Source organism: Roseinatronobacter alkalisoli, assembly GCF_028745735.1.
GTDB classification, from domain to species: domain Bacteria; phylum Pseudomonadota; class Alphaproteobacteria; order Rhodobacterales; family Rhodobacteraceae; genus Roseinatronobacter; species Roseinatronobacter alkalisoli.
In genome coordinates, this window is sequence record NZ_JAQZSM010000005.1 from 205,024 (window position 1) to 231,069 (window position 26,046).

Consider the following 26,046-nt stretch of genomic DNA (forward strand, 5'->3'; position numbering starts at 1 on the left):
AAGACCCATGTTCCTTAGACAAAACCTGCGCTGGCTGTCGGCCGGTTTCGTGCTTACCTTTGTGTCAGCCTTCGGGCAGACATGGTTCATCTCGTTGTTCGCCGGGGTGATCAAGGCGGAACACGCACTGACGGACGGAAGCTGGGGAAGCCTGTATACTCTGGCCACCCTTGGTGCGGCTGCGCTGATGTTCTGGCGCGGGTCATTGGCGGACACTGTTGCGCTGTCGCGGCTGGCCCCGGTGATCGCACTGATCTTTGCGCTGGCGGCGCTGGCGATGGCGCTGGCCAACACGGTCTGGGTGCTGGCGGCGGCGCTGTTCTTGCTGCGGTTCTGTGGTCAGGGTATGTTCAGCCATATGGCAATGACCGCCATGGGGCGCTGGTTTGAGGCGAATCGCGGCAAGGCCGTGTCCATTGCCAATCTGGGCCATTCCGCAGGCGAGGTGGTGGTGCCATTGGTAACAGTGCTGGCCATCGGGGCCATTGGCTGGCGGTTGTCGTGGATCGGCGTTGCTTTGCTGATCAGTCTTGGCATCGCGCCTTTGCTATGGGTTCTTCTGCGAAACGACCGGTCCCCGCGGGGACAGCGGCAGGGAACAATGCTTGCTGGCCTTCACGGGCGGCAATGGACCAGACAAGAGGCCGCGCGCCACTGGTTGCTTCCTGCATTGCTGCCGGTTCTGTTGACGCCGGGGTTCATAGGTACAGTGGTGTTCTTTCATCAGGTCCACATCGCAGAAGTCAAAGGCTGGTCCCTTGTTTCCATGGCACCGGGCTATTCCGCATTCGCGGCGACCACTGTGATCGCGGCACTTGTTGCAGGCTGGGCGGCAGACCGTTTCGGGGCGCAGCGTTTGCTACCTGTGCTGTTGTTACCCACGGGGTTTGGCATTTTCGTGATCGGACCGGCAGAACAGGTTGTCGCATGGTATGTGGCGCTTGGCCTGATCGGCATGACGCAAGGGATCGCCAGCGCGCTGTGGGGGACTTTGCTGCCTGCGGTGTACGGCACAAGGAATCTGGGGGCGATCCGGTCGCTTGCAACAACGATCATGGTAGTTTCAACCGCCATCGGGCCGGGGATTACCGGTATCCTGATTGATCAGGGCATGAATTTCCCTGCGCAAAGCCTGATGATGGGCGCATGGTGCATGGGGCTGGCGGGTGCATGTTTCCTGATCGATCGCCGTCTGACGCGGGAATTGTCCTGAGCATTTCCCGTCAGGGGGACTCGCTGGATTGATGAAACCGGCCCGCCGATGGCCCGGTGCAATTGCGGACCGTGCGTGACACCCTAGGATGCAGGAATATCCGTTTCCGGCATATCTTATCATCCGTTACGGGATGGGGCCGTATATGAATGAACCCGGCACAAAGGCCGGGTTCATCACGTTTCACTTGTTTTCGCGCAGGTTCATTCAGCCGAGGCCAGCAGCGCATCCGGGATTCGGAAGGTCACGACAGATCCACCCTGATTCAGATAGGCGACCTGCTGCGCGACCTCGCCCCCCCAGAGCGGAACTGCCCCGCCCCAGCCGGACACGACCGACAGCCATTGCACACCATCTTCATCTTCCCAGGTTATAGGCTGACCAACCACACCGGAACCGGTCTGGAATTGCCACAGAATTTCACCCGTTTCATCGTCGATGGCGTTGATATAGCCTTCGGGTGTTCCGTAGAAGACCAGCCCGCCCGCTGTCGCCATGGCAGACCCCCAGAGCGGTGCTGCATTATTGACCTGAAACTTGATTTCCATCGTGTTCGGGTCAATTGCCTTCAGCGCGCCGATATGATCCTCAAACAGCGGCTTGATGGTGAAGCCCGCGCCCAGATACGCGGCGCCCTGACGATAGGTGATAGGTTCGTTCCAGATATCCATACCCCATTCGTTGGCGGGCACATAGAAATAGCCGGTGCGATTTGAATAGGCCATGTGTTGCCAGTTCTTGCCGCCAAGGAATCCGGGCACTGCCCAAACCACTTCACCACGGTCCCCATCGGCAGAGGCGGCGGGATTTCCCGGGCGGTTGTCCGGGTTGAAGATCGGGCGGCCATCTTCGCCGATGCCGCTGGCCCAACTGATTTCCTCGACGAATGGCATCGCATCCACGAAAGCGCCATCCTCGCGGTTCAGCAAATAGAAGAACCCGTTGCGGTCTGCCGTGGCCAGACGCCCGTTGCCTGCGGCGTCGGTGAAGGGGATCACTTCGTTCACGCCGTCAAAATCCCAGCCTTCCCATGGGGTTGTTTGGAAATGCCACTTGATTTCACCTGTGGCAGGGTCAATTCCCAGACGCGACGCCGCATAAAGGTTGTCACCTTCGCGCAGGTGGCTGTTCCACGGTGCGGGGTTGCCGGTGCCGAAGATCAGCGTATTGGTGTCTGCGTCATAGGTGCCGCCCAGCCAGGGTGCCCCGCCCCCCGTTTTCCACAGATCGCCGGGCCAGGTCGCGTTCAGTTCACCCGTCATGGTGCTTTCTTCGCCGTTCAGTTCGCCCATATGCCCTTCGATAACCGGACGACGCCAGACCAGTTCGCCGTTTTCCGCATCGCGGGCTTCAACCGCACCGACGATGCCGAATTCACCGCCCGAATTTCCTGTGATCACCAGCCCGTTTACGATCAGCGGCGCAGCTGTGTAGCTGTAACCCTCGCGGTAATCGGCAATGCGCTTGTTCCAGACAACTGCGCCGGTATGGCGGTTCAGCGCCACGATACGTGCGTCCAGCGTGCCGAAATAGATATTGTCACCGTATATCGCCGCGCCACGGTTGATCACATCGCAGCAAGGCAGGATGCCTTCGGGCAGTCGCGCATCGTATTGCCACAACTTGCTGCCAGTCTTCACATCCAGGGCAAACACGCGGCTGTAAGACCCGGTGACATACATCACGCCGTCATAGACCAGCGGCTGACTTTCCTGCCCGCGCTGGCGTTCACCGCCGAAGCTGAAGCTCCAGGCCGGGAACAGGTTTTGCACTGTGTCCCTGTTGATCTGGTCCAGCGGACTGTAGCGCTGCATGTGGCGGCCCATGCCGTTGGTCAGAACGCTGGTTGTGACCACGTCATCTTGCGCAAGATCGGCATCAGTGACCTGTGCCACTGCCATTGGTGCCGCCATGATACCGGCGCAAACGGCCAGCAGAAATCTGTTCATCCTTCTTCCTCCCAAGGCGCCGGGCTTGGCCGGACATCGGCAAGGCGCGGCAAGATTAAGTGGATGAGAGTATTGCGAAACCGTGATGGCCGCGAAATTGGCTATTGGTCTTACGACTTTTGGCCCGGGGGAATCGCGGGAACTTGGCCTTTGGTCGAATAGGCTGCGCGCACATCGCCGCCTAGTCTGGCCGCAGCAATCCGGGAGGACAGATCATGACGATTCTTGCAATCTTGAAACGCGGTGCCTGCGCACTGACACTGGCAGCCACCCCTGCGCTGGCGGAACTGCCCGTCCTGACAATCGCAAGCCAGGCCGGGGGTACTGTCGCATGGGAACTGGACACTATCCGCCATCATGGTTTTGATCAGGCCCATGGATTCAGGCTTGAAATTCAGGATGTTGCGGGTAAGGCCGCAGGCCAGATCGCCTTTCAGGGTGGCGAGGTGGATGTGATCGTTGATGACTGGATCTGGGTTGCGCGGCAGCGTGCCGCCGGGCAGGATATCGCCTTCATCCCCTATAGCCGTGCCGTGGGCGGCGTGATGGTGTCCGAAAACAGTACCGCCCGGGGATTGCAGGATCTGGCGGGTGAAAAGATCGGTATCGCCGGTGGCCCGAATGACAAAAGCTGGATCATCCTGCGCGCCTATGCGGCGCAGCAAGGGTTCGACCTGATGGCTGAAACTGAACAGGTCTATGGCGCACCGCCGCTGATCTTTCAGACCGCGCGTTCCGGCGAATTGGGCGGCGCGATCAACTTCTGGCATTTCATGGCCAAGCAGGAAGCCGCGGGCATGCGCCACCTGATTTCCGTGGCCGATGCCGCCGATGCGTTGGGAATGGACCCGGCGATGCCGCTTCTGGGCTATGTGGTGCAGGCCGCGCTGGTATCTGCGCAGCCCGGTCTTGTCGCGGCCTTTGCCGCGGCATCGCGCGACGCCAAGACGCATCTTGGCGGGGCAACTGCCGACTGGGACAGGCTGCGCCCGATGATGAACGCAGCCGATGATGCCGAATTTGGAACACTTGTGGCGGGTTGGCGCGCAGGCATTCCCGTCGCTGGCCCGGTCGATGAAGAATCTGCCCGCGCAATGTTCCGCCTGATGGTGGAACTTGGCGGCGAAGAACTGGTCGGCACGGCCACTGACCTGCCTGAAGGCGTATTCGTGCCGCTGGGGTCATGACGCGCCTGGCCCTGAGCGGTAAATCCCGCATGGTGGCCCGGCGGGGCACCCCGATGGCACCGCGCACGCTGCCGGACTTGATGGTGCGCGGTTTGTCACTCTCGGGGCTGCTGGTCTTCTGGTGGGCGCTGGCATGGCTCAAGGCCGATCCGATGGTGCTACCGGGGCCGTGGACCGTGCTGCCGCGTCTGGGGGCCGAGGCTGTGTCAGGCGCTCTCTGGCATCATCTGGGCGCGACTTTGTGGCGCGTGGCGCAGGCCTTTGTTGCTGCCATGTCGCTGGGGCTTGTGCTTGGGGTGCTGATGGGGCTGTTGCCGAAACTCAACCGCTGGCTGGACCCGTGGCTGGTGTTTTTCCTGAACCTGCCCGCGCTGGTGGTAATCGTTCTGTGCTTCCTGTGGATCGGGTTGAATGAAACCGCCGCGATTGTGGCGGTGGCTATAAACAAGATCCCGCTGGTCACGGCCATGATGCGTGAAGGGGCGCGCGCGCTGAACGGACAGCTTGCGGATATGGCGCAGGTATTCGACATGTCGCGCATGGGCCGCCTGCGCCACATCCTGTTGCCGCAGCTTGCGCCGCATCTGGCCGCAACGGCGCGTTCGGGCCTTAGCCTGATCTGGAAGATCGTGCTGGTGGTAGAGTTTCTGGGGCGCGGACAGGGCGTCGGCTTCAAGATACACCTGCATTTCCAGATGTTCGATGTGACCATGGTGATGGTCTATGCATTAAGCTTCATTGTTGTCATGCTGGCGATCGAGGCCCTGATCCTGCAACCGCTGGAAGCCCGCGCCCGGCACTGGAGGGGGGCATGAACCTGCAGGTTGCCATCCGCGAGAAACGCTTCGGCGCGGTCCCCGTGCTGCGCGATCTGGTCTTTCAGGTGGCGCATGGCGAGGTGCTGGCGGTGCTTGGCCCATCCGGTGTAGGCAAATCCACACTTTTGCGCATCGTCGCCGGGCTTGATACGGGCTTTGACGGTCAGATCCGGCGGGCGGGGCGGCTGGCGATGGTGTTTCAGGAACCGACGTTGATGCCCTGGCGCAATGCGCTGGACAATCTGCGGCTGACGACCGGGGTTGATGCATGCGAAGGGGAAGCTGCGCTGGCGCGTGTCGGCCTTGCGGGCAAGGGCGCGCTTTATCCAGGGCAGTTGTCCCTTGGGCAGCAGCGCCGCCTGTCCCTGGCGCGGGCCTATGCCGCAAAGCCCGACATCCTGCTGCTGGATGAACCTTTCGTGTCGCTTGATGCGGCGCTGGTCGATGACATGCTGGCACTGACCGAAAGCGTGATCACCGAGCAGCGGCCCGCAACGGTGTTTGTCACCCATGCGCAGGCCGAAGCGGACCGGCTTGCCACCCGGCAGCTGGTGCTTGGGTCCGTAGCCGCGGCGTGAAGCACGCGGCCTTTCAGCGTCCGGGTTCGTCCCAACTCAGACCATGGGCGCGATAGATCGCAGCGACCCGGCCATCGCGAACCGCTGCGGTCAGGATATCATCAACCTCATAACTCAGCATCCGCGCGGTGTAGAAGGCCGTGGCGATACCCACAGGCCAGCTTCCGATGGCAAGCCCTGGCAATGGCCCGCTTTCCACGGCAAATTCCGGATCATCCTTCAGGTGGTGTTCCAGTTGCGCACGAATGCCCATAACAGCGGTTACGTCCCCGGCGCGAAGCAGGTCTATCGCCTCTGTCAATGTGCGGCGGCGGGTCATGTTGGGGATAAGTGTGCCCTGTTGTAGCCCCGTCAGGTAAAAATCAGGCAGGCTGTGGTTCTCCACCGCCACGGTTTTCGACGTGAAACTGCCCGGCCATGGCGGCTCGTCAGGATAGTCCGAGATGCGATAGCCAATGGCAATGCGTTCCTGTGCGTAGCGCCCGGTCAGTGCGGCCAGTTCGTTGCGGTAATCCAGTTCACGGTTATAGGGCACGCGCATCAGCACATTGACGACGCGCCGCCCCATGTAATGCCCGCGCCAGATATAATTGCGCAGATCGGTATCGACATCTTCGTCGGCGGGCAGGTCGATCACACGCAGTTCAACCCCCAGCCCGTCGGCGATCAGCCGCGCCAGATCCACATCGACGCCGACGAGCTGTCCCGACCTGTTGCGCCACGAATAGGGCGCGAAATCCTGATAAACCCCGATTTCGATATAGCCGCGTTCCATGATCGCGTCATAGTCAATGCCGACTCGGTCGCGGCCGCTGTCATCTGACGGGTATTCACGCGCAAAAAGTCCTGACCCGGCAAGGGTCAGGACAGTCATCAGCACCAGTGTCAGTGCCGGTGCCGACAGGGAGGTTCCTCTTCTCATTCACATCTCCGAATGGTTCCGGTTCAGCGCGCCACCGACAGCCCGATGGTCAGGGTTTCATCCGCGTCACGCAGGAACCGTTCGCCGCCGCGTTCCAGAATTACCGCAGCGCGCCGGGCAATGCTGTCGGCCTTGGGCGCCCCCGACATGGTTGGCACGGCCACGGCGATGTCCATCAACTCGACATGCAGCGCCGCGATTTCATCTGCGAAGTCAGCTTCCGTGGCGGTACCTGCGGCGATCGCTTCCTGCTTGTCGCGCAACCCGTCGCGGATGTCGCGCAGGCGGGGCATGAATTCGGCAATGCCATCAGGGTCGGGCCGGGTTTCGATATAGGTGCGGATCGCCCACATGGCCTGCTGGTTCATCACCTCCTCAAACCCCGGCATCCGGTCACCGGAGCCGCGACGCAGCCGTTCCATATACCATTCGTCGTCCATTTCCTCGGCCATCAGGAAACGCAGATCGGGTGCCAGCCCGCCCGAGACAACTTCAAGCCCGTGGCAGCGTGCGCAGTTCTGGTTATAGGCGCTGTCGCCAATGCGTAATGCGCGTTCCCAATATTGACCATCGGGGTCGCGGAACGGGTTTTCAAGTTCCCACCCACCGGTCAGTTCCGGCAAGCCTTCGGTGTTCACAGGCTGCGGTGCAACATCACCATGGGCCAGCACCAGCGATGTGGACAGGGCAAGTGCCAGGGCAGCCGGGGGCAGGATGTGCAGGCGATAGGGCATTGTTTCCTCCAGAATGTATCTTCGCGGCGACCCTAGCGAAGCCATCCTGCCCGCGCTATTCGACCATGGGCTATGCGACTATTGGACAACAAATGTCCCACGTAGCCCGCGTTCTTCAAGGTCACGGCAGCCCCAGTCATAGGTTCCCGGACGGACCGGAACAAAGAACAGTTCAACCTCTCCATCCGCATCCATTTCCAGCTCATTCAGCTGCGCAACCTTGATTTCCATGTTTCCCGCCTCGATCTTGCGCAGCCATGTATTTCGGAAAAAGGATGGTGCTTCCCAGTTGCATTCATGCCAGCCCACTGCCCTGACGATCAGACGATACGACTGGCCCGTCTGCATCTGGTATTCGTTGACGCTGACGCCGAAGCCATTGTCGCCCTGCCCTATTTCCAGCGCTTCCAGTTCAACCGGCAGGGATGCCAGATCGCCCCCAATAGCATGGGCAGCCCCGCTCAGGGCCAGCAAGGTTCCGGCGGCCAGTGTTGTGATGCGTTTCATGTCTGTCTCCTCCATATGCATGATCGCAGCAGCGTAATCAGGGTCGTGCGGATTGGCGAATACGACCATCGTCTATCGAACCAAAGTCCAACTTCGCGTGCCCGATCCCATGGATTAGCGTTGATCCAGCCTTTGGGAGGAGGCCATATGACACATACCCTGCCTATCATCCCGGCCCTTGTGGCCAACTTTGCCGCGAGTACGGCACTGGCCAGTATCGATGTGCCGATCGCCTATCTGGAAATGGAAATCGCACGCCCGCCGGTGCTGAGCAATCTTGACCCTATCCCCGATGATCTGGGCCGCATGGGGGCCGCGCTGGGGCTGGCCGACAATACCACAACCGGCGGGTTCATGGGGCATAACTACGTGCTGACAGACATGGTCGTGCCCTTGGGTGATGATTGGCTGGAGGCCGCGCGCGATGTGCTGGCCGGGCACCGGATTGTTGTCGTGAACGCGCCCGCTGACGCACTTCTGGCGCTGGCCGATCTGCCAGAGGCCGCAGGCGCACTGATCTTCAATGCCAGCGCTGAATCGGACACCTTGCGCGAAGGTGACTGCCGCGCAAATATGCTGCACACGATGCCCGGCTACGCCATGCGTGCTGATGCGCTGATGCAATTCCTTGTTTCGAAACGCTGGACCGATCTGGTCATGATCACCGGCCAGCACCCGGCGGATATGGAATTTGCGGATGCGCTGCGCGAGTCCGCCACCAAATTCGGCGCGCGGATCAGGGCAGAGCGGGAATGGGACATGTCATCGGACATGCGGCGCAATATCGGGCAGGAATTCCCTGTCTTCACTCAGGATTTTCCCAGCCATCATGTGATGCTCGTGGCCGATGAAGCGGGCGATTTCGGCCCCTTTCTTGAATTCAACGCATGGGAGCCGCGTCCCGTGGCGGGGTCTGCCGGTGCGCGCCCCGATGCATGGTCCGACCGCGTGGAAGCCTATGGCGCGGCGCAACTGCAACTGCGTTTCAAGCGGCTGGCGGACCGGCCCATGGGGGTTGTGGATTATGCCGCATGGGCGGCTGTGCGCTCCGTAGGCGAGGCGGTGACACGCCTGAACACCAATGATGCGACCGCAATCCGCGACTACATTCTGGGTGATGCATTCGAACTGGCCGCCTTCAAGGGTGCGGCCATCACCTATCGCGACTGGAACGGCCAGATGCGCCAACCGATACCTGTTGCCACCAGAACTGCCCTTGTCGCCATGCCCCCTTTGCCAGGCTTCCTGCATCAGGTCAGCACACTTGACACGCTGGGGCGCGACCGCGCCGAAACGGCCTGCAACGCCTTTAACTGAAAGGACTATTCCAATGATCCGCAGCACTGTTTCCACCCTCGCCATGACGGCCCTGCTGGCCATGCCCGCACTGGCGCAGGAGGTCTGGGTTTCAAACGAACGCGACAACACGATCAGCATCATCGACGTGCCAAGCATGGAAGTGGTCGATACGATCAAGGTCGGTGCCCGCCCGCGTGGCATCATGTTCAGCCATGATCACAAGGTCGCGTATCTTTGTGCATCCGATGACAGCACCATTCAGGTGATCGATGTGACGACGCGGGAAATCCTGCACAACCTGCCCTCTGGCGAGAACCCCGAAACCTTCGCACTGCACCCGGATAACCGTCATATCTACATCTCTAACGAAGATGACAACATCACGTCGGTTCTGGATGTGGTGGACCGCCGGATTGTCGCGCAGATCCCTGTAGGGGTGGAGCCGGAAGGCAAGGCGATCAACCGCGCTGGCACCATTGCCATCACGACATCTGAAACCACCAATATGGCGCATTGGATCGACACTGAAACATTCGAGATTTTTCAGAACTCGCTGGTTGGCTCCCGCCCGCGCCATGCTGAATTCACCAGCGATGACAAGCGCTTGTTCGTCAGTGCGGAAATCGGCGGCGGCCTGCATGTGTTCGACACAGAAACTTATCAGGAGCTTGCTGAAATCCGGTTTGAAATCCCGGATGTGCATCCACATGATGTGCAACCTGTGGGTTTCAAGCTGACCGAGGATATGAGCCGCGTCTATGTTGCCCTTGGCCCGGCAAACCGGATCGCCGTGGTTGACGCGGAAACCTATGAGGTACTGGGATATCATCTGGTTGGTCGCCGCGTCTGGCATATGGCGATGTCGGATGACGAAACGAAACTGTTTACAACCAACGGTGTCTCCGGCGATGTGACAATCATTGATCTGGAACGCCAAGAGCCGGTCAAGACGGTCAAGGTGGGCCGTTTCCCGTGGGGGGCTGCCTACCGGCCTGCGGACAGCTGATGAACGCACTGGACGTCACCGGACTAAGCTTTCACTACGGCAGGAAAGAGGCGCTTCAAAGCGTCTCTTTCAGCGTTATGCCGGGCGAATTCTGCGCGCTGCTTGGCCCCAATGGCGCGGGAAAATCGACGCTGTTCGCGCTGCTGACGCGGCTGTTTGTTTCCCGTCAGGGGCGCATTGCGGTGATGGGGCAGGATTTGCAGACTTCCCCACGCGCCGCCCTTGCGTGCATGGGGGTGGTGTTTCAGCAGATGACGCTGGATCTGGACCTGAGCGTGGCGCGCAATCTGGCCTATTTTGGTGCGCTGCACGGGTTGTCGCGGCGTGAATCAGTCTTGCGGGCGGCAGAAGTACTGGAGCGGCTGGACATGGCAGAGCGCGCGGGCGAGAAGACCCGCGCGCTGAATGGCGGGCACCGGCGGCGACTGGAAATTGCCCGCGCGCTGATGCACCGCCCGCGGCTGTTGTTGCTGGATGAACCGACCGTGGGGCTGGACGCGCGCGCGCGCGCCGCGATTACGGCGCATGTGCACGCCCTGGCGCGCGATGACGGGATTGCCGTCTTATGGGCCACGCATCTGGTCGATGAGGTCGCGCCCGATGATACTGTCCTGATCTTGCATAAAGGCCACATCCTGCAACATGGCCGCGCCGCAGATATCGCGCCGCAAAACCGGCTTCCCGCGCATTTCATGGCCCTGACCGAGGACACCGCCGCATGAGCCCCTATCTGCGCGCCCTCTCGGCCATCCTGCTGCGCGAGGCGTTGCGTTTTGTCACCCAGCGCGAACGATTTCTGGCCGCCCTTGTGCGCCCACTGGTCTGGCTGATCGTCTTTGCCGCAGGTTTTCGCGCTGCACTTGGCCTGTCGATAACGCCACCTTATCAGACCTATATCACCTATGAGGTTTATATCGTGCCGGGCCTGTGCGCGATGATCCAGCTGTTCAACGCCATGCAATCAGCGCTGAGCCTTGTCTATGACCGCGAGATGGGGTCGATGCGCCTTTTGCTGACAGCCCCCCTGCCCCGCTGGTGGTTGCTCTTTTGCAAGCTGCTGGCGGGGGTGCTGGTGTCGATCCTGCAAGTCTATGCGTTCCTTGGCATTGCCTATCTCTATGGTATCAGGCTGCCGCTCATGGGCTATGTCTGGGTGCTGCCTGCGCTGTTGGCCTCGGGGCTGATGCTGGGGGCAGTGGGGTTGTTTCTGGCCTCCACCATCCGGCAGCTGGAGAATTTCGCAGGTGTGATGAACTTCGTCATCTTTCCCGTGTTCTTTCTGTCCACAGCGCTTTACCCGCTGTGGCGCATGGCCGAATCCTCGCGTCTGTTGCGCGATATCTGCGCGTTCAACCCGTTCAGCCATGCGGTGGAACTGATTCGCTTTGCGCTTTATGCCCGGCTGAACCCGGACGCACTGGTCTGGGTCGCGCTGACCTTCGCGATCTTTCTTGCGCTGGCGCTTTGGGGCTTTGACCCCGCGCGTGGCATCATGACCCGCAAAGCCCGCCCCTGAGGAGAAACCGACATGCGCGCACTCGCCCCCTTGCTGCTGCTGGCTCTGCCCGCCATGGCTGGGGAAGAAGATTTCTCGCAATATGGCACGACCAATCCAGAGGAAATGACCCTCGAACGGCTGGTGGAACGGGCTGAACGCGGGGATGTGGACATGATGGTCTGCGCAAATGGCTATCTGGCCACCAAGGCAGGCCGCCATGCACAGGCACGCATCATTTTTGAAGCCTGCGCGAATGCTGGCTGGACTCAGGCGATGAACTGGATGAGCCAGCTTGACCACAACGGGCTTGGCGCCGACGAAGACCCAGACCGCGCCACGGAATGGAGTCGCCGCGCGGGCGAACTGGGTGACGCGGTGGGCACCTATAATCACGGTATCGACATGATCCGCGGGCGTGGTGTGACACAGGATATGGAAGGCGGGCGTGCCCTTGTCGACCGCGCCGCCGCCGAAGGTCTGGGTATAGCACGCCGATTGCAGGCCGCCGGGTATGATCTGGATGAGGTGACGCCCGACGCAGACGCCTGGAAATACGCGCCCACCTCATAGCGGTAACGCACGTTTGCAATTTGATATAGGCCACCACAATTACACATGCCGGGCGCATCATGGCTTGCGCAGACCGGCGGTTACCTCAAGGCTTGACTATATATCAGCGATTGCCTATATGTATATTATATAAGCAATCGCTGATAGGAACATTATGGGCCGTATCGCCGCCTCTCAGGATCCATTTCGCGCCGTCGCCGATCCGGGTCGTCGCAAGATGCTGGATGCCATGCTGACGGAGGAATGCTCTGTCGGCACGCTTACGCAGATGCTGGGGATCAGCCAGCCGGCGGTATCGCAGCATCTGCAAGTGCTGAAACAGGCCGGGCTGGTCACTGAGCGCAAGGCGGGCCGAAACCGCTACTATCAGGTCAACGCCCCGGAGCTTCAGGTCATCGCCGACTGGCTCGCCAAATATGAGATGTTCTGGACCGACAAGCTTGACGCGCTGAATGCGCATCTTGCCAGACGCAAGAACTAGGAGGATTTCATGCGTGACATTATCATCGAACAGACGCTGCCATTCCCGCGTGACATGGTCTGGGACGCGCTGACCGATTCAGACCAGTTGGCCGCGTGGCTGATGCCGAATGATTTCCGCCCCGAAGTGGGGCATTCATTTACCTTCCGGACGAAACCTGCGCCGGGGTTTGACGGTATTGTACAGAGCACTGTGAAAGTTCTTGAAGCGCCAGCGCGGCTGGTGCTGACATGGGAGGGCGGCGGTATCGACACCATAGTGAGCTTTGAACTGGAAGATGCGGGCCACGCGACACGCCTGCGCCTTACGCATTCCGGCTTCAAAGGGCTTTCGGCCATCATGCCACGCCTTGTTCTTGGCAGTGGCTGGAAATCCCTTGTCCGCAAGAAACTTCCCACCTTGCTGGCCGACCTTGGGAAACACCCACAGCCAGCAGGCCGGTAAGGCACTACAGGCTATGCAAAGCCGCGATCCGTGATTTTCGCATGTGGGGGACGCGCAAACCGGTTCCCGGTCTGACAAATATTGCGTTACCTTCCGCCTGATCGTCCCGTCCTGACGCTGCATTGACATTAACAATACTTGCCCACACAATGGCATTTCCACCAGGGGGGTTCCGTCAAGGAGCTGAGATACTGCTGGGCCGCAAGGCAGCGCAGAGACCCTATGAACCTGATCCAGTTCATACTGGCGTAGGGACGGTGCGGATGCTCTGACAGCCGGATACTGGCTTGTCCGTTGGCGCATTCATTCCCCCTTCCAGCATGCTGGGTCTCCAATGCTCGCAAGGCAAGGAGCCTGACATGACCGACCTTCCCACCCCCAAAGTAACCACCGGGCCGTTGCCCGCTTCGCGTAAAGTGTTCCAATCCGGCGCGCTCTATCCCGATCTGCGTGTGCCGATGCGCGAGATTGCGCTGCACCCAAGTGCAGATGCGCCGCCGGTAACGGTTTATGATTGTTCCGGTCCCTACACGGATGAAAATGCCGCAATCGCCATCGAACGCGGCTTGCCCCGTTTGCGCGCAAACTGGCTGTCAGTGCGCGGTGATACAGAGGATTATGCGCCCCGCCCTGTGGTGCCGGCCGATAATGGTTTCGTATCGCAGGACAGGCTGACGCCGGAATTTCCTGCAAGGCATCGTCCGATCCGGGCAAAGACCGGCAAATCGGTCAGCCAGATCGCATATGCGCGCGCAGGTATCATCACACCCGAGATGGAGTTCGTGGCGATCCGCGAAAACCTGGGCAGGAAAGTGATCCGGGAGAAACTGATGCGTGACGGTGAAAGTTTTGGCGCGGCAATACCTGATTTCGTGACCCCGGAATTCGTGCGCAACGAAGTGGCGCGCGGGCGCGCGGTCATCCCCGCAAATATCAACCACCCGGAACTGGAACCAATGGCCATTGGCCGGAACTTTCTGGTCAAGATCAATGCAAATATCGGCAATTCTGCGGTCACATCCTCGATGGCGGAAGAAGTGGAAAAAATGGTCTGGGCGATCCGTTGGGGCGCGGATACTGTCATGGATCTGTCCACGGGACGCAACATCCACAACATCCGCGAATGGATCATCCGCAACGCGCCCGTGCCTATCGGCACTGTGCCGATCTATCAGGCGCTGGAAAAGGTGGGCGGTGTTGCCGAAGACCTGACATGGGAAATCTTCCGGGACACGCTGATAGAGCAGGCGGAACAAGGCGTGGATTATTTCACCATTCATGCAGGCGTGCGGCTGCGGCATATCCCGCTGACAGTGGACCGTGTGACCGGTATTGTCAGCCGGGGCGGGTCTATCATGGCCAAATGGTGCCTGCACCACCACCGTGAAAGTTTCCTTTATGAGCATTTCGCAGAAATCTGCGAAATCGCGCGCGCCTATGACGTAACCTTCAGCCTGGGTGACGGGTTGCGGCCCGGCTCGATTGCAGACGCAAATGATGCAGCGCAGTTCGCAGAACTGGAAACCCTGGGGGAACTGACCCGGATTGCATGGGCGCATGATTGTCAGGTCATGATCGAAGGCCCCGGCCATGTGCCGATGCACAAGATCAAAGAAAACATGGACAAGCAACTGGCGGTCTGCGGTGAGGCGCCATTCTACACGCTTGGGCCGCTGACCACCGACATTGCACCGGGTTACGACCACATTACCAGCGGTATCGGCGCGGCAATGATCGGGTGGTTCGGCACAGCGATGCTGTGCTACGTCACGCCCAAGGAACATCTGGGCCTGCCCGACCGCGACGACGTGAAAACCGGCGTGATCACCTATAAGATCGCGGCCCATGCCGCCGATCTGGCAAAAGGCCACCCTGCGGCAAAAATCCGCGATGACGCGCTGTCACGCGCCCGTTTCGAATTCCGGTGGGAGGATCAGTTCAACCTGTCGCTTGACCCGGACACGGCCAGGTCTTTTCATGATCAGACCCTTCCCAAGGAAGCCCACAAGGTTGCGCATTTCTGCTCGATGTGCGGGCCGAAATTCTGCTCCATGAAGATCAGCCATGACATCCGCGACGCGGCCCGTGCCGAAGCCGGACTGGTGGAAATGGCGGAACGCTACCGGGATGGGGGCGATCTTTACATGCCCGTGAAGGACAAGGTGTGATGCGCAACGCGGCCGGTTTTGCGTCGCGCCGGTCGGGGTGATCAGTGGGCACATATTGCTGTGGCAGCATTTCTTGCCACAACAGTAAGTGCCCACAGCTTTGCGTCGTGACTTCGGGCAACTGTCTGGCACGCCCGTCATGCGCGTGCGCCGCGCATAAACCTGCTCCCTGTTCTTTGCTATGTCCCAGAACCCTACCTTTTTCCCTTAGCCTGATGGCGGTCAAATTGGTATGATAAGACGTTGGCGGCTGAAATGGGGGCGGGCATATGCGGCAGTTTGGAAGGATGGTGCGCAACATCGGGATGATCTTGCCGATGGCGTTTGCGACAGCCGCGGATGAGATGGACCTGTCCGACATATCGACACCCGGATGCGCAGTATCTGGGCTTGCTGTGTCACCGCCTGCACCGTGGCTGAACGCTCAGATCTCGGGTCTGCCTGAACAGATGTCCGGGTGCCAGATGATGCGCACTGATGACGACGAACACCTTGTTGGCATTATCCGCATCCTGTCTGTTCAAACCGGGCCGGGCATGTCCGCCGACGAAGCCCGCGAGCGTGTGATTGCCTTCGAAAGCCTGATCTGGCGCGACATCGGATTTGAAGTTACCGACCGCCTGTGGCTGCGCGAGGATGTACCAGTTCACGACCGCCATGACGAAGGCTTTTCAAGCGGCAGTGCTGTCGGACTTGCCGCTGTGATTCAGGGCACGCAGTTGCCGCAGGAAATACATGTTCTGTTCTTCAGCCGGTTGCCGGACAATACGCATTACGTCATATCTTTGCTGACACCATCCGGCCCGGACGCCACGGAAATTTACGCGCACAATCTGGAGGACTACAGCCGGATCCTCAATTCCCTTACGCTGACCAGTGACGGATCGGGGGAGTGAGGCTCCTGTCTGCCCGACGCGGTTGTCAGCGCATCGCTTGCGTGACAAACGAAAGGGCGCGTGATGGAATGGTTTGAGTTTTCTTCTGGAAACCTGCCTCATGCAGAATCCATTGATGCGACGCGCGATGTCTATCGGCAACTTGCGCAGATTGAGTTGGAACCGGTTGGCGGCACATTCTTCTCTGATTTGTCTGTGCGCGTGCTGCCCGGTCTGGCCATTGCGCGCATCGATACGTCAGCCTGCATCGCGCGGCGCGCATCCCATAACGTGGCGGACGGAAATGACGACCTGATTGTACAGATACTGACCAATGGACGTTCCATTACCAGCAAGACAGATTCCGACGTGATGTGTCTGACCGCAGGCGAGGCGTATCTGGCGCCCAATGAATGCACCGGACAATCCATCTATGATATGGGCGCTCAGGGGCTGAGTATTGCCATCCCCCGTGCGGTTCTTGCGCCGCGCCTTGCTGACAGGCATTTGGGGCAAATTGCAAAACTGGCACCTTCCCCTGAACTTCGCCTGTTGGCACGTTATGCGTCTGCGATCATGGATGAAGCTGACGCGCTTCCGTTGAACGCGGGACGCATCGTGGCGACCCATCTGCATGATCTGGCCGCGCTGGCGTTGGGGGCCACACGCGACGCCGCAAGACATGCCAAAGACAAGGGTGTCCGCGCCGCGCGATTGCAAGCAATAACCATCGATATAGAGGCCAATCTCAGCAACCCTTCCCTGTCGCTCGATTGGCTGGCCCTGCGCCACGGAATATCCCCGCGCTACCTGCGCGCGCTGTTTTATGGCGCGCGGACAAGCTTCTCGGATTTTGTCCGCAATGCCCGCCTTGAGCGGGCGAAGCGCCTTCTGTCCGATCCGCGTTTTTCGCACCTGACGATCAGCGCCATCGCCTTCGAGGTGGGCTTTGGTGACCTGTCATGGTTCAATCAGGTCTTCCGGCGGCGCTTCGGGGCAACACCTTCTGATGTGCGGGCAACGGCGGCAGGTAGGGACCGGTAGTCCCGACCGCTGGGATACCGTGTCTTATTCCCCGTCCTCTCTCCCCAAGCCGGGCGACCCTTTGAATGCTATCTGAACGTACAACGAGTGGTTGCACGATTTCCATCGCGTTGAATCGGATAGGTGCGCTGCGGTTTTACGTTTGAAGGATGGCCCGCATGACGATGATTTCATCTGCCCTTTCCGGAAAAAGCGGGTCTTTCGGACTTGCCTGCACGCTACTGGTCACCACCGCCCTTGCCGCGCAACCGGTGCGGGCGCAGGTCGAATGGGAAGGCACCGTGAACAATGACTGGTTCGATCCCGGCAACTGGGGCGGCAGCGCCGTGCCGGGCGCTGGTGATACGGTCGCTATCAATATTCCACCACCGCAAGCACCGGTCATTGCCGTTCCCGGCGCACAAAGCGGTGCAATTGCCATAGGCAGTACAGGCGGTGGCGGCCTGTTGATCGAAGCGGGTGGTGCGCTGCAAACCCTTGGTGCCAGCGCCCATATAGGCCAGTTGTCCGGTGCGGTCGGCACGGCCACCATCGCCGGAGAATGGGATATCGACGGGGTCCTGTTTGTTGGCAGCGAAGGCACGGGCGAAGCATCCATCACTGGTGGCGGTGTAGTGACAAGCGCTGCGGGCGCCATTGGCGGCAGTGGTATAATCGGCGGGGCAAACGGCACAGGCCAGGTTTTTGTGGCGGGCGCAGGCGCGCAATTGCTGCTGACCAGTCCATCAGCACAGTTGACTGTCGGCAATCTTGGTACTGGCCAACTGACCGTTCTGAATGACGCCGAAGTACTGGCTTCGGGTTCGGTGCATGTGGGTATCGGGGCGACAGGCTCGGGCAGTATAAGCCTTGGCGATGCCGAATTGCAGGTGTCCGATACCTTGATCATCGGCCTGAATGGCGGCTCCGGCGACATTTCCGCATCTGGTGCAAGCACAGTAAGCGCGCATGCGATGATTATCGGCGGGGGCGAAGGCAGCAGCGGCAGCGCAACTGTGTCCGGTGGCACTTCCTTAAATACCACAGCGACGCTTCTTGTCGGTTCCCACGGGGGAACCGGTAGTCTGACGGTAGGTCCGGGTGGCGAGGTGAATGCCGCGGGACTGGGCGCTGCGCTCGGCTGGCAGGCAGGCAGCGTGGGGGCCGCCTCTTTCTTTGATGGCGGACAAATGAATGTTGGTGGTGATTTCATCATTGGACTTGAGGGGATCGGAAATCTGAGTGTTACCGAAGGTGGCGTCGTCCGCACCAGCGATACCACTGTCCTTGGCCTTGCAGGGGATGGTCTGGGCATCGTGGCGATCCGTGACGCGGGTTCAGCAATGATTGCTTCGGGAACATCCTATATTGGCCAACTGGGCCAAGGCGACATCATGATTGGTGACGGTGGCGCTTTGGTTACCGCAGGCGAAACATTCCTGGGCGAATTCGCCGGTGGTCTGGGTATCATGACGGTCGATGGCGCTGCATCCAGATGGTTCGCGGATGGGGGCGTCACCCTTGGGTTTGAGGGAACAGGCATATTGAACATCCAGAACGGCGGGGTCGTAACAGGGTCTGCCGGACACGCGAATTTTTATCTTGGAGAGGAAGTTGGCGGCGAGGGCCATGTACTTGTCGGAAACGGAGTTCTGGATGCAACGGACATTGAAATCGGCCATTCAGGATTTGGTTCAGTCACCCTTGGTGCGGGGGCAAATGCAAATTCGACCGGGGTAGTCATCGGTGCTGCCACTGGGGGTGAAGGAGTTGTCGCCCTGGGGGATGGCAGCCGCTGGGAGAATAACGGCGATTTCGCTGTCGGAGGATCGGGGCACGGCACATTGATCATTGATGAGGGCGGCATGCTGATAAACGGCATCTTTCTGCCCGGCGATGTCACGGTCGCAGCGGGGGCCGGATCATCCGGCACAGTTATCGTCAATGGCCTGCTGGACGCGGGGGTTAATGACATCATGGTCAATGCGGGGGGCCTGCTGGGCGGTAGTGGCAACCTGATCGGCAACACTTTCATCGCCGGCGGCACCGTCGCGCCGGGCAATTCGATCGGCACCCTGAACATCGCGGGCGACATCACCTTCGGCCCCGGCACGGTCTATGAGGTGGAGGTGAATGCGGCAGGCGACAGCGATCTCATTCACGCTACCGGCACAGCCACACCTGATGGCGGGACAGTCCTGGTGCTGCCCTATCCCGATTTCATACTGGAAACGCCATACACGATCATTACCGCCGATGGTGGTATTGCAGGTGCCGGTTTCGACGAAGCCATTTTCGCGGCCGATTCCCTTTTCATCACGCCGCTGTTGTCCGATGATGCCAACAATATCTATCTGATGCTGTCCCAAACGGTTGATTTCGCCGATGTTGCCCTGACACGCAATCAAAGCGCGGCCGCAAGCGGGATTCAGTCAGTCGGTTCGGGCGCAATGTTCAACGCTGTTGCCGCACTTGGCGATGCCGATGAAGCGCGCGCGGCTTTCGATGCGGGTTCAGGCGAAATCCATGTATCGGCGAAATCGGCGCTGATCGGGGACAGCCGCTTCATCCGCTACGCTGCCAATGACCGTCTTCGCGGGGCTTTCGCAACGGTGGGCGCGTCCCGTGCGCCCGGTCTGGCCTATGGGACGGGCAATACCCCGGGACTTGCCGCACACGGTCACGGGCGCGCGGTATTCTGGGGCCATGGCTTTGGCGCGCGCGGGTCGATCAGCAGTGAGGGCAATGCCGCGCGTCTGACCCGGTCCACGGGCGGGGTACTGATCGGCGCGGATATTCCTGTCGGTGACTGGCGTGTTGGTATCCTGGGCGGTTACAGTCGATCAAAATTCGAGATACGCGACCGGGTATCGTCGGGAACCAGCAGCAATTACCACCTTGGCGTATATGGTGGCACCGAATGGGGCAATCTCGCGTTCCGTGCGGGTGTTGCCTATACTTGGCATAATCTGGAGTTTGATCGCGCCGTTGCCTTTACCGGTTTCGCTGATCGTCTTTCCGCCAGCTACAGTGCGCGCATGGTTCAGGGATTTGGAGAACTGGGCTATGGAATCGACATTGGCACCGACACCTGGCTGGAGCCTTTCGCCAACCTTGCGCATGTGCATCTTAGAACGAAGGGCTTTGCCGAACAGGGTGGCGCAGCGGCCTTGTCCGGGGCCGGTGGCGGGACCGGCGTCACCTTTACCACATTGGGCGTGCGCGGTGAGCATAATGTCGGGTTCGGCAACCGCAGCGCGACCCTGCGCGGCATGATCGGCTGGCAACATGCTTTTGGCGACATAACACCGCTTGGCACCCACGCGCTTGCGGGTGGAAACGCCTTCTCCATTGCCGGGGTTCCGATTGCGCGCAACAGTGGCATTGTTGAAGCAGGCGTCGACGTTAACCTGGGCCGCAACGCCACTTTCGGCTTTTCCTATCATGGCCGGATCGCAGGCGGGACCCGCGATCATGGCTTCAGGGCGGACCTGTCGATGCGCTTCTGACCCCGGTCTGCCCCCGCCGGGAAAGGGGTTTGGCAGCATCGCATGCCTATGGTCGCGTCAGAACCTGCGCGCGGTCTTTCTGTAGTCAGAGGGGCGCAATCCGGTGGTTTTCAGGAAGATCCGGTTGAAGTTTGAAATATTGCTGAACCCGGCTTCGAAACAGATTTCCGTGATGGGGTGGTCCGTTTCCTTCAGCAGGCGCTTGGCCATCCAGAGCCGGAGCGAGGAAATATGCTGGGTGAAGGTGTTTCCGGTCTGCGCCTTGAAAAACCGCGAAAAGGCGCTTTCCGACATGCCAACCGCATCGGCGGCGTCCGAAAGCTTTATGTCCTGCAAAAAATTCTGCCGCAAGTAGTTCAACGCAGTTTCCAGCCGCTTCAGTTCCAGCGAACTGCCCGGCCGGAAATCGGTAAGATAGTGTGATGTGGCCAGTGTTTTTGCAGATGTATCCTTGATGAGGATCGAAAACACGGAAAGCAGGGCAACCAACTGATCCAGTCCCGAAAGGTTGCCCATCCCTTCCAGAATCTCGCTGGCATCTTTGGCCGCGCCGGGGCTGAATTCCAGCCCGAACTGTGCCTTGTCAAACAAGAGATCCAGTTCTTCCAGTTCGATCAGGAATTGCGATGGTCCGGCGAAGGTTTCAGGATTGAACTGAACAACGATATCGCGTTCCGGGATATGCTTGCCATCTGAAGGCAGGGTAATCCAGTCATGTGGCAACCCGCTGCCGACAAGGGTTAACTGGCCGGGATCAAACTGGCCGATATGATCGCCAATATAACACAACCCGGATGATTTCCGGATCAGATGTAATTCGAATTCCGGATGGAAGTTCCAGACATTACGCGCCCATGGATAGTTGTCCTTGCGCCACAGGAAGCACTGGTTTTCCGGCATCTCGATATGTTCAAAAGTCGCACTTCCGGCCCAAATATGTTGGTCTTGCTTCATCCTTCTGCCCCCTGTCACTCCTCACGCGATGGCGCAAGAAAGTATAGAATCCTGGCAAGATACTGGCTACTCGAAGAAGCAGCCGTTTACTAGCATCTTTTCACTATCCGACGCGAGGGTATCGCGTAGTCTGGCTTTGTGGGAGGAGCTGATGAATAATATTATCAATAGGTTGGCGGGAAGTGTTTCCAGCGTGGCCATCGCTACCAGCATGGTCGGCGCAACAGGTCTGATGCTGGCACCGGGCAGCGCACTGGCGCAAGACGGACCGGTCTGTACCAGCCCTGTCCGTATTTTGGCGCAACCGCGCGATGGCCTGACACTACTGGAAGAATATGCCGCCGAATTCGAGGAGCTTTCGGGCGCATTATTCCAAATTGACTATATGAATGAAGGGGACCGGCGCGTCAGAAGTCAGGCAGATGCATCTCTGATCGGGCGGTATAACATATACTATGTTGACGAGGCCAATCTTGCACAATTCGCATCGTCAAACTGGATTGTTCCGCTGATGCCGCATTATCCTGCCGAGTATGATTTTGATGATTTTGACCCGGGCCGCGTTGCGACAGCGACCTATGACGATACAGTCTGGTTCGCGCCTATCATGGGCGGTGGCGATCTGCTGGTCTATCGCACAGATCTGATGGAAGCTGCGGGGCTGGAACCGCCGGAAACACTGGATGAACTGTTTGAGGTGGTCGCCGCATTGCATGACCCCGCAAATGGCATTTACGGGATCGGGTTGCGTGGTCAGCGTGGGTCGGGCGCCAATGTCTGGCGCTGGATGCCCTATTTCAAGGGAATGGGCGGCGAATGGTTCGTGGATGGCGAACCCGCGATGAATTCCGACGCGGGGGTGCAGGCCACAAAGACCTATCTGGACCTGTTCGAATATTCCGCGCCGGGCACGCGCACCGGCAGTTGGGATGAGTCGACCGGTGCCTTCAGGGCGGGGCAGATTGCGCTGATCATTGAATCAGCCCCGTTGGCCGGAATCACACTGGACAGCACGCAAAGCCAGGTTGCGGACCGGGTGGGTTTTGCCAAGCCGCCCGCGCCATTGACAGGGGGCGGTTTTGCGCATGGCTTCGCCATCGGGGAACGCGCCAACCAAAGTGACGCCGAGAGAGACTGCGCAGGTCTGTGGATTGCATGGGCCACGTCGCGGGAACAGGAGCTTCGGCGCCTTGAAATCGGCCAGGCCGGTGAACTGAACCGCCAGAGTATTTTTGCAAGTGATCTTTTTGCGGAAACATTTGGCGAGGGGCTGCCTGCCGCGCTGACCGAAACCGCAGAAGTGACGCAGGTAAATTTCTGGCAACATGCAAACTGGCCGGAACTGGGCAACCACTGGGGCATTATCCTGGAGGAGCTGATTACCGGCACGCGTGACGACATTCCCGCCGCGCTGGCGGAACTGGAAGCATTTGCAGCAAATCTTTCAGACTAAGCGTCATTTTTGCAAATCAGGGGGTGGTGCCGCCAGACACCGGCGGCACCATACCTTTGATGCCCTTGCGCCCCCACGTCAATCACCGCCACAGGTTTGCGCCGCTTCCAGTCAGGAGCCTTGCGATGTTTCGTCAGAAATCGCTGCCATATGTTTTTCTTGTTCCGACAATCCTGATCCTGATGATCCTGGCATTTGTTCCGCTGGGGTATGCAATCAATCTGTCGTTCAGGAACATGACCCTTTTTCGCCCTGATTCCAGTTATGTGGGCTTTGAGAACTTCGTGAATCTCTGGTCGGACCGGCGCTTTCTGAATGCTTTGTGGGTGTCGGCCAAATGGCAGGTCATCACTGTGACGGCGACCATGCTTGCAGCTGTTTTTCTGGGTGTGCTGATGTTCGAGACACTCTCACCGCGGCAGCGCAACATTATGTGCCTGATCTTCCTTGTCCCTGTCTTGTTGCCGCGTGTCTGCGCCGCTTTTGTCTGGCGCTTCGCCTTTCATCCGCTTTACGGGATATTCACCTATCCTTACCGCGCCATCACCGGTGAACCACTGGAAATCCTGTCAAATCCGAATCTTGCACTTTGGGCCGTTGCATATGTGGATCTATGGCAATGGGGTTTTTTCTTCGCAGTCATCATCGTCAAGCTGCTGGAGGCATTGCCGCATCAACCCATAGAAGCCGCGCGCCTTGATCACGCCAGAACGTGGGAGATTCACGCCTATATCACGCTGCCCATGCTGCGCGCGCAGCTTGTGGCGCTGACCCTGATCAAGGCAATCGAGTCGCTGCGATCCTTCGATCTGATCTATGTGATGACGCGCGGTGGCCCTGGCATCAGCACTGAAACACTGGACATGTACGCCTTCAGTCAGGGTTTCATCGAAGCGGGCCGAATTTCTTATGCCTCGTCTATGGCGGTGATCATGCTGTTGCTGACCATCATCATCTTCACGATTATCTGGAAGCGGGTGCGCGCATGAATATGTCACGTCGTTTTGGTCAGGCATTCCTGTTGCTGATGGTCTTCATGGTCCTGTTTCCGCTGTTGTGGACATTGCTGAACGCGTTCAAGCAGAATGTTGACATTCTGACGCGGGCCCCAAAGTTCATTTTTACCCCTGTGCTGGATAACATGATCTTTGTTCTAAGCCGCCAGTCGGTTCTTCAGGCGCTGGTGAATTCGCTGATTATCTGTCTGGTATCGGTTGTGGTCGGCGTTGTTCTGGGGCTGCCCGCAGCCTATGCGATTGCGCGCTATCCCAACCGCATTACAGACGAATTGCAGTTTTTCGTTCTGTCCCTGCGGTTCCTGCCCCCTGTGGCCGTGGCAATTCCACTGATGGTGATCTGGCTTAATCTTGGGCTGTATGACACGCGCCTTGCCATGATCGTAACCTATTCGCTGCTGACAATCTCGATCACGATCTGGCTGTCGGTTCCGGGCTTTCAGCAGGTGCCCAAGGAAATCGAAGAAGCTGCGCGGGTGGATGGTTGCGGGGTCTATGCCGTGTTCTTCCGTATCGCACTGCCGGTCGCGGCGCGCACATTGTTGGGGGCTGTCGCCTTCAGTTTCGTGCTGATCTGGAACGAGTTCCTGATCGCACTGATGCTGACGACAAGTGATGCAAGAACCCTGCCCATCGTCGCATCAGAAATGTCGCAACTTGGCATGGATGTGCCCTGGGGCATTCTGAACGCGGCAGTCATCCTGCTGTCCATCCCGCCGCTTCTGCTGCTGGGGCTTCTGAGCAGTTTCATGAATTCGGTCTTTTCCAGAAAAAAGAAGTGAGAGAGGTTTCTATGCGTGCGCTTGTACTGGAGCGGAAAGGCGAGTTGCGCCTGCGGGATATCGATCTGCCGCACGAACCCGGCCCCGATGCTGTGCGGATCAAGGTCCATACTGTGGGCGTTTGCGGCAGCGACGTGCACTACTACACGCATGGAGGGATCGGCGAATACATTGTCCGCGCGCCCATGGTCTTGGGGCATGAAGGGTCCGGCGTCATCGAGGCCGTGGGGCACAATGTGCGGGGCCTGAAGATCGGTGATCGTGTCTGCATGGAACCGGGTGTGCCTGACATGTCATCGCGCGCGACAAAGATGGGCATCTACAATGTGGACCCGGGCGTGACATTCTGGGCGACACCGCCTGTGCATGGCATTCTGACCAGCAGTGTGGTGCACCCGGCGGCATTTACGTATCAATTGCCTGATGCGGTCAGTTTTGCCGAAGGGGCAATGGTCGAACCCTTCGCTGTCGGCATGCATGCGGCGGCGCGCGCGAAGATTGTGCCCGGTGATGTTGCCGTTGTTACCGGTGCCGGGACAATCGGTATCATGGTGGCGCTGGCCGCTTTGGCCGGGGGGTGCAGCCGTGTGATCATTTCCGATATCAGCACGGAAAAACTGAATATCGCCGCGCAATATGACGGCATCATTCCGGTCAATATCCGTGAACAGGAACTGGCGCAAGTTGTTGCATCTGAAACGGATGGCTGGGGCGCGGATGTCGTGTTCGAAGCCAGCGGTGCGCCGCAGGTGTTTGAAACAATCTTCAGGTCCGTGCGCCCGGGTGGCGCAGTGGTTCTGGTGGGCCTGCCGCCGGGAAAAGTAAGTCTGGATGTGAATGCGGCGATTGCCCGCGAAGTGCGTATTGAGACTGTGTTCCGCTACGCCAATGTTTTTGATCGTGCATTGGCATTGATCGCGTCAGGCAAGGTCAATCTCAAACCGCTGATTTCGCACAGCTACAGCTTCGAGCATGCCATCAAGGCCTTTGAACGCGCGGCCGAAGGGCGGCCCGCAGATATCAAACTTCAGATCATCATGAATCCGGAAGGAGCCTGAGC

24 protein-coding genes and 1 riboswitch are annotated in these 26,046 nt (G+C 59.3%); of the genes, 19 read left to right on the forward strand and 5 right to left on the reverse strand.

Going from position 1 to position 26,046, the window contains the following annotated elements; translation table 11 throughout:
- Nucleotides 1–7 precede the first annotated feature (7 nt).
- Nucleotides 8–1,213 carry an MFS transporter gene (locus PUT78_RS08090; protein ID WP_274351745.1) on the forward strand — a complete coding sequence of 402 codons (1,206 nt, stop codon included), beginning with the start codon at nucleotides 8–10 and terminating at the stop codon, nucleotides 1,211–1,213.
- Between the two features lie 203 nt (nucleotides 1,214–1,416).
- Here the strand turns inward: PUT78_RS08090 and PUT78_RS08095 are convergent, their stop codons facing one another.
- Nucleotides 1,417–3,162, reverse strand: coding sequence for a PQQ-dependent methanol/ethanol family dehydrogenase (locus tag PUT78_RS08095; RefSeq protein ID WP_274351746.1), 1,746 nt, complete (start codon nucleotides 3,160–3,162; stop codon nucleotides 1,417–1,419).
- A gap of 215 nt (nucleotides 3,163–3,377) precedes the next feature.
- Between PUT78_RS08095 and PUT78_RS08100 the strand changes: the two genes are divergently transcribed.
- The 3 genes from PUT78_RS08100 to PUT78_RS08110 are packed head-to-tail and all read left to right on the forward strand — an operon-like array spanning nucleotide 3,378 to nucleotide 5,745.
- The gene (locus tag PUT78_RS08100) at nucleotides 3,378–4,349 is read left to right on the forward strand and encodes an ABC transporter substrate-binding protein (RefSeq protein WP_274351747.1); all 972 of its coding nucleotides are present in this window, start codon (nucleotides 3,378–3,380) and stop codon (nucleotides 4,347–4,349) included.
- 53 nt (nucleotides 4,350–4,402) lie between these two features.
- The gene (locus PUT78_RS08105) at nucleotides 4,403–5,164 is read left to right on the forward strand and encodes an ABC transporter permease (RefSeq protein WP_274351799.1); all 762 of its coding nucleotides are present in this window, start codon (nucleotides 4,403–4,405) and stop codon (nucleotides 5,162–5,164) included.
- The gene (locus PUT78_RS08110) at nucleotides 5,161–5,745 is read left to right on the forward strand and encodes an ABC transporter ATP-binding protein (protein WP_274351748.1); all 585 of its coding nucleotides are present in this window, start codon (nucleotides 5,161–5,163) and stop codon (nucleotides 5,743–5,745) included. The genes PUT78_RS08105 and PUT78_RS08110 overlap by 4 nt, the downstream gene beginning before the upstream one ends.
- 13 nt (nucleotides 5,746–5,758) lie before the next feature.
- On the opposite strand, the gene PUT78_RS08115 is transcribed toward PUT78_RS08110, so the two are convergent.
- From PUT78_RS08115 to PUT78_RS08125, 3 genes are all read right to left on the reverse strand, one after another.
- Nucleotides 5,759–6,667 (reverse strand): transporter substrate-binding domain-containing protein, encoded by a 909-nt coding sequence (locus tag PUT78_RS08115; protein WP_274351749.1) that lies wholly within the window; start codon nucleotides 6,665–6,667, stop codon nucleotides 5,759–5,761.
- Between the two features lie 23 nt (nucleotides 6,668–6,690).
- Nucleotides 6,691–7,401 (reverse strand): cytochrome c-550 PedF, encoded by a 711-nt coding sequence (pedF, locus tag PUT78_RS08120; RefSeq protein ID WP_274351750.1) that lies wholly within the window; start codon nucleotides 7,399–7,401, stop codon nucleotides 6,691–6,693.
- Between the two features lie 78 nt (nucleotides 7,402–7,479).
- Entirely contained in the window at nucleotides 7,480–7,908 is a 429-nt protein-coding gene (locus PUT78_RS08125) for a cupredoxin domain-containing protein (RefSeq protein ID WP_274351751.1), read from the reverse strand.
- A 147-nt stretch (nucleotides 7,909–8,055) separates the two neighbouring features.
- Here PUT78_RS08125 and PUT78_RS08130 point away from each other — a divergent pair, with 147 nt between their 5' ends.
- The 11 genes from PUT78_RS08130 (at nucleotide 8,056) to PUT78_RS08180 (ending at nucleotide 20,781) form a co-directional block, all read left to right on the forward strand.
- Entirely contained in the window at nucleotides 8,056–9,225 is a 1,170-nt protein-coding gene (locus PUT78_RS08130; RefSeq protein WP_274351752.1) for an ABC transporter substrate-binding protein, read from the forward strand.
- A gap of 13 nt (nucleotides 9,226–9,238) precedes the next feature.
- The gene (locus tag PUT78_RS08135; RefSeq protein ID WP_274351753.1) at nucleotides 9,239–10,213 is read left to right on the forward strand and encodes a PQQ-dependent catabolism-associated beta-propeller protein; all 975 of its coding nucleotides are present in this window, start codon (nucleotides 9,239–9,241) and stop codon (nucleotides 10,211–10,213) included.
- Entirely contained in the window at nucleotides 10,213–10,935 is a 723-nt protein-coding gene (locus PUT78_RS08140) for an ABC transporter ATP-binding protein (RefSeq protein ID WP_274351754.1), read from the forward strand. Before PUT78_RS08135 ends, PUT78_RS08140 begins: the two co-directional genes overlap by 1 nt.
- Nucleotides 10,932–11,729: an ABC transporter permease gene (locus PUT78_RS08145; protein WP_274351755.1), complete on the forward strand. Its 798-nt coding sequence runs from the start codon at nucleotides 10,932–10,934 to the stop codon at nucleotides 11,727–11,729. Before PUT78_RS08140 ends, PUT78_RS08145 begins: the two co-directional genes overlap by 4 nt.
- Before the next feature lie 12 nt (nucleotides 11,730–11,741).
- The gene (locus PUT78_RS08150) at nucleotides 11,742–12,281 is read left to right on the forward strand and encodes an SEL1-like repeat protein (protein WP_274351756.1); all 540 of its coding nucleotides are present in this window, start codon (nucleotides 11,742–11,744) and stop codon (nucleotides 12,279–12,281) included.
- Nucleotides 12,282–12,435: 154 nt separating this feature from the next.
- A complete protein-coding gene (locus tag PUT78_RS08155; protein ID WP_274351757.1) occupies nucleotides 12,436–12,762 on the forward strand; it encodes an ArsR/SmtB family transcription factor in 327 nt (108 codons plus the stop codon).
- A gap of 9 nt (nucleotides 12,763–12,771) precedes the next feature.
- On the forward strand, nucleotides 12,772–13,206 hold the full coding sequence (locus tag PUT78_RS08160) for an SRPBCC family protein (RefSeq protein WP_274351758.1): 435 nt from the start codon (nucleotides 12,772–12,774) through the stop codon (nucleotides 13,204–13,206).
- A 153-nt stretch (nucleotides 13,207–13,359) separates the two neighbouring features.
- Nucleotides 13,360–13,479: riboswitch (TPP riboswitch) on the forward strand.
- An 86-nt stretch (nucleotides 13,480–13,565) separates the two neighbouring features.
- Nucleotides 13,566–15,374 (forward strand): phosphomethylpyrimidine synthase ThiC, encoded by a 1,809-nt coding sequence (gene thiC, locus PUT78_RS08165; RefSeq protein WP_274351759.1) that lies wholly within the window; start codon nucleotides 13,566–13,568, stop codon nucleotides 15,372–15,374.
- A 269-nt stretch (nucleotides 15,375–15,643) separates the two neighbouring features.
- Complete coding sequence (locus PUT78_RS08170; RefSeq protein WP_274351760.1) at nucleotides 15,644–16,270, forward strand: hypothetical protein; 627 nt, start codon at nucleotides 15,644–15,646, stop codon at nucleotides 16,268–16,270.
- A 63-nt stretch (nucleotides 16,271–16,333) separates the two neighbouring features.
- Nucleotides 16,334–17,293, forward strand: coding sequence for a helix-turn-helix transcriptional regulator (locus PUT78_RS08175; RefSeq protein WP_274351761.1), 960 nt, complete (start codon nucleotides 16,334–16,336; stop codon nucleotides 17,291–17,293).
- A 158-nt stretch (nucleotides 17,294–17,451) separates the two neighbouring features.
- The gene (locus PUT78_RS08180; protein ID WP_274351762.1) at nucleotides 17,452–20,781 is read left to right on the forward strand and encodes an autotransporter domain-containing protein; all 3,330 of its coding nucleotides are present in this window, start codon (nucleotides 17,452–17,454) and stop codon (nucleotides 20,779–20,781) included.
- Nucleotides 20,782–20,838: 57 nt separating this feature from the next.
- Here PUT78_RS08180 and PUT78_RS08185 read toward each other — a convergent pair whose 3' ends face one another.
- Nucleotides 20,839–21,735 (reverse strand): AraC family transcriptional regulator, encoded by an 897-nt coding sequence (locus PUT78_RS08185; protein WP_274351763.1) that lies wholly within the window; start codon nucleotides 21,733–21,735, stop codon nucleotides 20,839–20,841.
- 151 nt (nucleotides 21,736–21,886) lie between these two features.
- On the opposite strand from PUT78_RS08185, the gene PUT78_RS08190 reads away from it, so the two are divergent.
- The 4 genes from PUT78_RS08190 to PUT78_RS08205 all read left to right on the forward strand — a co-directional run bounded on the left by PUT78_RS08190 (nucleotide 21,887) and on the right by PUT78_RS08205 (nucleotide 26,044).
- Complete coding sequence (locus PUT78_RS08190) at nucleotides 21,887–23,188, forward strand: extracellular solute-binding protein (protein WP_274351764.1); 1,302 nt, start codon at nucleotides 21,887–21,889, stop codon at nucleotides 23,186–23,188.
- Between the two features lie 125 nt (nucleotides 23,189–23,313).
- Nucleotides 23,314–24,177 carry a carbohydrate ABC transporter permease gene (locus PUT78_RS08195; RefSeq protein ID WP_274351765.1) on the forward strand — a complete coding sequence of 288 codons (864 nt, stop codon included), beginning with the start codon at nucleotides 23,314–23,316 and terminating at the stop codon, nucleotides 24,175–24,177.
- Entirely contained in the window at nucleotides 24,174–24,986 is an 813-nt protein-coding gene (locus tag PUT78_RS08200) for a carbohydrate ABC transporter permease (RefSeq protein WP_274351766.1), read from the forward strand. The genes PUT78_RS08195 and PUT78_RS08200 overlap by 4 nt, the downstream gene beginning before the upstream one ends.
- Nucleotides 24,987–24,997: 11 nt before the next feature.
- Nucleotides 24,998–26,044, forward strand: a complete 1,047-nt coding sequence (locus PUT78_RS08205) for an NAD(P)-dependent alcohol dehydrogenase (protein WP_274351767.1) — start codon at nucleotides 24,998–25,000, stop codon at nucleotides 26,042–26,044.
- Nucleotides 26,045–26,046 lie beyond the last annotated feature (2 nt).